The sequence below is a fragment of the Streptomyces sp. NPDC029044 genome (assembly GCF_040637495.1).
Lineage (GTDB): Bacteria > Actinomycetota > Actinomycetes > Streptomycetales > Streptomycetaceae > Streptomyces.
The window spans coordinates 38999-45953 of record NZ_JBEZWN010000060.1; the positions used below are offsets into that span (position 1 = coordinate 38999).

At 73.2% G+C, this 6955-nt stretch carries 5 protein-coding genes; 1 reads left to right on the forward strand and 4 read right to left on the reverse strand.

The window, feature by feature from the left end; translation table 11 throughout:
• Positions 1 to 21: 21 nt before the first annotated feature.
• Positions 22 to 1890: a prolyl oligopeptidase family serine peptidase gene (locus tag AB0E85_RS32285; protein ID WP_361934717.1), complete on the reverse strand. Its 1869-nt coding sequence runs from the start codon at positions 1888 to 1890 to the stop codon at positions 22 to 24.
• A gap of 232 nt (positions 1891 to 2122) precedes the next feature.
• Between AB0E85_RS32285 and AB0E85_RS32290 the strand changes: the two genes are divergently transcribed.
• On the forward strand, positions 2123 to 2917 hold the full coding sequence (locus AB0E85_RS32290) for an SURF1 family protein (protein ID WP_361934719.1): 795 nt from the start codon (positions 2123 to 2125) through the stop codon (positions 2915 to 2917).
• A gap of 716 nt (positions 2918 to 3633) precedes the next feature.
• Here AB0E85_RS32290 and AB0E85_RS32295 read toward each other — a convergent pair.
• The 3 genes from AB0E85_RS32295 to AB0E85_RS32305 all read right to left on the reverse strand — a co-directional run.
• Positions 3634 to 4806 (reverse strand): hypothetical protein, encoded by a 1173-nt coding sequence (locus AB0E85_RS32295; RefSeq protein WP_361934722.1) that lies wholly within the window; start codon positions 4804 to 4806, stop codon positions 3634 to 3636.
• Entirely contained in the window at positions 4803 to 5378 is a 576-nt protein-coding gene (locus AB0E85_RS32300; protein WP_184560790.1) for a SigE family RNA polymerase sigma factor, read from the reverse strand. The genes AB0E85_RS32295 and AB0E85_RS32300 overlap by 4 nt, the downstream gene beginning before the upstream one ends.
• A gap of 493 nt (positions 5379 to 5871) precedes the next feature.
• The coding region (locus AB0E85_RS32305; RefSeq protein ID WP_361934725.1) for an aspartate-semialdehyde dehydrogenase at positions 5872 to 6955 on the reverse strand (1084 nt) is incomplete at its 5' end.

The following is a 6955-nucleotide window of genomic DNA, read 5'->3' on the forward strand; positions in this document are numbered from 1 at the left end:
ACACCGCCCCCGCCTCCCGGGCTACTGGGCGCCCGACACCCCCTTGAGGTGCCTCTCCGCGAACTCCAGCTCCAGCCGCACCTGCTTGATCCGCTCGTCCACCACCAGCGACCCGTGCCCGGCGTCGTAGCGGTACACCTCGTGGACCGCGCCTCGCGCCTCCAGGCGCTTGACGTAGTTCTCGATCTGCCGGATCGGGCAGCGGGGGTCGTTGACGCCGGCCGAGATGTAGACCGGGGCCGTGACCCGGTCGACGTAGGTGAGGGGGGACGAGGCCTCGAAGCGGTCGGGGACCTCCTCGGGCGTGCCGCCCAGGAGCGTGCGGTCCATCGCCTTCAGCGCTTCCATCTCGTCGTGGTACGCCGTGACGTAGTCGGCGACGGGCACCGCCGCGATGCCGAGGGTCCACGCGTCGGGCTGGACGCCGAGCCCGAGGAGGGTGAGGTAGCCGCCCCAGGAGCCGCCGGTGAGGACGAGCCGGTCGGGGTCGGCGAGGCCGGAGTCGACGGCCCATGCGCGGACCGCGGCGATGTCCTCCAGCTCGATGAGGCCGACGCGGTGCTTCAGGGCGTCCGTCCAGGCACGGCCGTAGCCCGTGGAGCCGCGGTAGTTGACACGGATCACCGCATAGCCGTGGTCGACCCAGGCCGCGGGGGCCGCCGCGAAGGAGTCGCTGTCGTGCCAGGTGGGCCCGCCGTGGATGTCGAAGACCGTGGGGAGCGGGCCGGTCGCGCCCTGCGGCTTCTGGACGAGGGCGTGGATGCGGCCGCCCGGCCCCTCCACCCACACGTCCTCCACCGGCACCGAGCCGGGCGACTTCATGCCGGGCGGGTCGAGCACGACGCCGCCCGCCGTGGAGCGGACCGCGGACGGCTCGGCCGCCGACGACCACAGGAACTCCACGCTGCCGTCGGGCCGGGCCGTCGCACCGGACACCGTGCCCGGCGGGGTCGGGATCTCCGTGAGGGCGCGGCCTGCCAGGTCGTAGCGGAACAGCTCGCTGCGGGCCTCGAAGCCGTGCACGATGAGCAGGCCGCTGCCGTCCGGGTACCACTCGGCGCTGACGTCGCCCGGCAGCTCCAGCGCCAGGTCCGCCTCCTCGCCGGTGGCCACGTCCCACACCAGCGGCTCCCAGCGGCCGCGGCGCTGGTGTCCGATGAGCAGACGCGTGTCACCGTCGACGGGGGCGAAGCCGAGGACCTCCAGGCCCAGCTCCCGGGTGCCGCCCTCGGTGTCGTCGAGGTCGGCGACCGCCGAGCCGTCGGGGCGCAGGACACGCAGCGCGGAGTGCATCGCGTCGCCGTGCTCGGTGTGCTCGATGGCGATGAGCGAGCCGTCGTGGGAGAGGTCGCCGACGCCGGCCGACTCGCGGTGGCGGTAGATCTCCACCGGTTCCTCACCGGTGCGCACCAGGTGGATGGTCGTGCCGTCCTCGTCCGTGGAGCGGCCCACGACCGCCGTACGCCCGTCGCGGCCGAGGGCGAGGCCCGCCGGGTAGGAGGCCTCCAGGCCCTCGGCGGCCGGTTCGTCCGCGCCGCCCGCGAAGGGCTGGCGGCGCCACACGCCGAACTCGTCGCCGTCCTTGTCGTCGAACCACCAGATCCACGCGCCGTCCGGGGACAGCACGCCGTCCGTCGTGCCGTTCGGCCGGTCCGTCACCTGGCGCTGCTCGCCCGTCGACCGGTCCCAGGCGTACAGCTCGTACGTACCGGTCGCGTTGGAGACGAACAAGGAGCGGTCCGGTGCGTCCTCCGCCCAGTCGGGCAGGGAGACCCGGGGCGCCCGAAAGCGCTTTTCCCAGTCCGGCATCCGCTCCTGCTGTCCCGCCTGTACCACTTGCTCGTGCTGGTCCCGCTGATCCCGCGCGTCGGACCCGTTGCTCTCAGTCATGGCCCCATACTGCCCGCCCGGGCCGACAATGCGCTGGCGAGGTCCCCAGCCTGTGGACAACCTCCACGGTTCCCCCCAGCCGGGCCCGTCGGGCCCCGCGGCCTGACGTCGCGCCCGCCGAGGCCGGGGAGGTCGGCAACCGCTCTCTCTTCCCCGCCGGACTCCCGGGCGGGCCCTCCCCGTTGCCGACCCCGCGGGCGGGGACTGCCCGACAGCCCCGTACCGTGGGGGTGTGTACCGGTTTCTGCTGACGCCCCGATGGTGGGGGATCAACGTCTTCGTGCTGTTGTCCATCCCCTTCTGCATCTTCATGGGGTCCTGGCAGCTGGGCCGGTTCGAGGACCGGGTGCAGGACCATCGCACCGCGACCGAGCAGGTCGCCGAGGCCGGACGCGAGGCTCCCCGTCCCCTCAAGGACATGCTGCCGGTGACCAAGGCCACGTCCGGGAAACTGGTCACCGCGAGCGGGCGGTACGGCAAGCAGCTCCTGGTGCCCGGCCGGGAACTCGACGGCAGGCAGGGCTTCTACGTGCTGGCCCTGCTGCGGACCGGCTCGGGTGAGGCGCTGCCGGTGGTGCGGGGCTGGCTGCCCGGGGCCGCGGGGACGGCGCGGGTTCCCGCCCCGCCGGCCGGTGAGGTCACCGTCACCGGGGCGCTCCAGGCGTCGGAGACGCCGGGGGACAACGGGGTCAGTGCGCAAGGCGGTCTGCCCGCCGGGCAGACGGCGGCGATCAGCGCGGCGTCCCTGGTGAACCTGGTGCCGTACGACGTGTACGACGCGTGGGTCACACTGTCGAAGGGTGACTCGGGGATGAAGGCGGTGCCGGCCGCCGCGCCGCCGGACTCGGGGCTGGACCTGAAGGCCTTCCAGAACCTGGGCTACACCGCCGAGTGGTTCGCCTTCGTGGGGTTCGTGATCTTCATGTGGTTCCGGCTGCTGCGGCGTGAGGTGGAGTCCGTGCGGGATGCGGAGCTGGGACTGGTGACGGGCGAGGAGCCCGTCGCCGTGGACGCCGCCGTGAAGTGAGGGGCGTCTTCGCCGGGGTCGGGGTGGGTTCCGCAGCCCCGGGCGCGGCTGCTCGCCTTCGTACGCCCTCGTCGGGACGCCGGCCCAGCACACCGTGACCGGCTATGCCCCCGCCGACAGGCCCGTCCAGGACTCCACGACTGTGCCTCCGCCGCCGTCGAGCCGCCGGTCCAGCACACCGTGACCGGCTATGCCCCCGCCGACAGGCCCGTCCAGCACTCCGCGGCTGTGCCCCCGCCGCCGTCGAGCCGCCGGTCCAGCACACCGTGACCGGCTACGCCCCCGCCGACAGGCCCGTGGGGCACTCCACGACTGTGTCCACGCCGCCGTCGGCATGCCGGTCCAGCACTCCACGATTGTGCCCGTGACCGGCTATGCCCCCGCCGACAGGCCCGTCCAGCACTCCGCGGCTGTGCCCCCGCCGCCGTCGAGCCGCCGGTCCAGCACACCGTGACCGGCTATGCCCCCGCCGACAGGCCCGTCCAGCACTCCGCGGCTGTGCCTCCGCCGCCGTCGAGCCGCCGGTCCAGCACACCGTGACCGGCTATGCCCCCGCCGACAGGCCCGTCCAGCACTCCACGACTGTGCCTACGCCGCCGTCGAGCCGCCGGCCCAGCACACCGTGACCGGCTACGCCCCCGCCGACAGGCCCGTCCAGCACACCACGACCGTGCCCACGCCCCCGTCGGCACGCCCCTCCGCTACACCGTGCGCGCCTACGCCCCCGCCAGCACGCCCGTCCAGTACACCGTGCCCGCGCACGCGTTGGGCACCGTCACCGAGGTCGCGCCCGAACCGGTGGCCGGGGTGTACGACACAGCCACGCTGCCGTCGACGGTGCCGTCCTCCCTGGCCAGCTGCGGGGCCGTGCCCGTGTCGCCGCCGGTGGAGGTGCCGGCCGTGGTGGCCGGGTCCTCCGACGGGGTCGGGTCGGGACTGGGGTCGGGACCGCCGACGCTGCCGCCGGGGGTGGGGCAGGTCTCGGAGGGGACCCAGGCGAACTTCACGTCGTAGCCGATGCCCGGCTGGAGCACCAGCTGGGCGGCCTCCAGGGACGGGTCGGGCAGCAGACCGGCCGCCGCGTCGCCCGCGATGTGCCGGGCCTGACTCACCTTGCTGATGTCGGCGGCGCCCTGCGGCAGCGCGCTTACCGAGCCGGGGCCGGTGACCGTACAGGCCGCGCCGGAGACGTTGACGACGCGGAAGGAGCCGGAGACCGCGCCCGTGGAGTCGGGGGCGCCGGCGCTTCCGGAGGCCGGGCCGAGCTGGGCCGCGGTGCACGCCTGGATGCCGGCGGCGGCGGTGGAGGAAGGGTCGGTACCACCCTGGGACGCGCCCGTGGAGGCGCCGGATCCCTTGCCCTTCTCCTTCTCCTTCTTCTCGCCCTTCTCCTTGCCCTCGGCCTTGCCGGAGGAGCCGCCCGCGGTGCTCTCGCCGCCGTCCGGGCCCTTCCCCTCGCCCGAGCCGCCCTGTGTCTCGGAGGCATGGCCGATGGCGGACGGGTTGGCGTCGGAGCCGGTGGCGTTGGAGACGTGCACCAGGGCGGGGATGGCGGTGCCGATGAAGAGCGCGGCGGCGGCCATGCCGACGACGGCCTGCCGCTTGCGGGTCCGCCGCTGGGGCACCGCCTTGCGCAGGTACTCCAGGGTGCCGTCGCGCGGCTCCACCTCCTGCACCACCTGGTGCAGCATCGTGCGCAGGTCCAGCTCGTCCGAGTCGAGCCCGTCGGGGCTCTGGTCGTCGGGGCCGTGGTTCACAGTTCCGTTCCCAGCGTGCGATTGCTTCGGATCTTGCCCGTGCAGCCTTGTCGGCGCCTGCCACTCCTCGGGGCGCTCGGCGGGCTCGGGGCCTTCGCGCCCGTGGCCGCCCGTGCCGTTGCGGTCACTCATGCCGGCGCCTCCATGGCCAGCCGGAGCGCCGCGATGCCGCGCGAGCCGTACGCCTTGACCGAGCCCAGCGATATGCCGAGGGCCTCGGCGACCTGCGCCTCCGTCATGTCCGCGAAGTAGCGCAGCACCAGCACCTCGCGCTGGCGGCGCTGCAACCCCTTCATCGCCTTGATGAGGGAGTCGCGCTCCAGCTGGTCGTAGGCACCTTCCTCGGCACTGGCCATGTCGGGCATGGGCTTCGACAGCAGCTTCAGGCCGAGTATGCGGCGGCGGAGCGCGGAACGCGAGAGGTTGACGACGGTCTGACGCAGGTACGCCAGGGTCTTCTCGGGGTCGCGGACCCGCTTGCGGGCGGAGTGGACACGGATGAACGCCTCCTGGACGACGTCCTCGCAGGAGGCGGTGTCGTCGAGGAGGAGGGCGGCGAGACCCAGCAGCGAGCGGTAGTGCGCGCGGTAGGTCTCGGTGAGGTGGTCGACGGAGGTGCCGGCCGCGACGCCGTCCTCTGCGCCGTCACGCTGGTTGGGTATGCGGGCCGGCCGCGCTGCGGGCACGGGCGCGATCACCGGCATGCCACCGGGCGTACCGGCCGTGCGGGGTCGTAGAGCCGCCGGACGGGGCGGTCGAAGGACCGTGCCGCGTGCCGCGCTGAAGTCGAGTACCTCTGCCACGCCTGTTGGACACGCTGACCCCTGTCAGGGTTGTACGTGCCGGGCATCACTTTCACGCCGACCGTCGACGACGGTCTACCCGCGTCAGGCAGCACAACCGATAGTGCATCAAATGCCCTCATGCGTCCCGCTCTTCCCCTATGTCCAGATGTGAACGGACGTCCCCACGCCCGGTTCCAGGCGTCCCCACGCCTGATGAAGCGCTCCCACGGCCGAAGGGCGACCGCAAAGACGCTCCCCGCCCTCCGCGCGGTTGCGGAGGACGGGGAGGTAAATCCTCTGATGCCGAAGCGCCATGGACAAGTGGTCCGGACCATCGACCGGCTCACATGTCGTGCAGAGATCCTACAAACCGCCTATGACATCGGCCGGGGTGTCGTGCCGCGGCGAAACTTCACGAAAACCGATCGGGGACCGGTCGGGGCAGCTCGGCGGCGACCAGCTCGGCGATCTGCGCGGTGTTGAGCGCGGAGCCCTTGCGAAGATTGTCCCCGCACACGAACAGTTCGAGCGCCGTGGGGTCGTCCAGCGCCCGACGGACCCGCCCGACCCAGGTCGGGTCGGTGCCGACCACATCGGCCGGCGTCGGGAACTCCCCCGCGGCCGGGTTGTCGAACAGCACGACACCGGGCGCCGTGGCGAGGATCTCGCGCGCCTTGTCGACGGTGACCTCGCCCTCGAAGCGGGCGTGCACGGTCAGGGAGTGTGTGGTGATCACCGGCACCCGGACACAGGTGACGGCCACCGGGAGGCCCGGCAGGCCGAGGATCTTGCGGGACTCGTCCCGCACCTTCAGCTCCTCCGACGACCAGCCGTCCTCACGGGCCGTCCCGGCCCACGGCACGACGTTCAGCGCGACCGGCTCCGGGAACGGCCCGGTGCGGTCCCCCACGGCCCGCCGTACGTCGCCGGGGTTGGTTCCCAGCTCCGTGCCGGCGACCAGGGACAGCTGCTGCCGCAGCGTCGCCACGCCCTCGCGCCCGGCGCCGCTGACGGCCTGGTACGAGGAGGCGACCAGCTCGCGCAGCCCGAACTCGGCGTGCAGCGCGCCCAGGGCCACGATCATGGAGAGCGTCGTGCAACTGGGGTTGGCGATGATCCCGCGCGGGCGCATCCGCACGGCGTGCGGGTTGACCTCGGGGACGACGAGCGGCACGTCCGGGTCCATCCGGAACACGCCGGAGTTGTCGACCACCACCGCGCCCTTGGCCGCGGCGACGGGCGCCCACCGCCCGGCGACCTCGTCGGGGACGTCGAACATGGCGACGTCGACCCCGTCGAAGGCCTCCTCCGAGAGCGCGAGGACCTCGGTCTCCTCGCCGCGCACGGTCAGCTTGCGGCCGGCCGAGCGCGGTGACGCGATCAGCCGGATCTCGCCCCAGACGTCCGCCCGCTGGGACAGGATCCGGAGCATGACCGTGCCGACGGCTCCGGTCGCCCCCACCACGGCAAGCGTCGGACGCCCGGACCGTACGGTC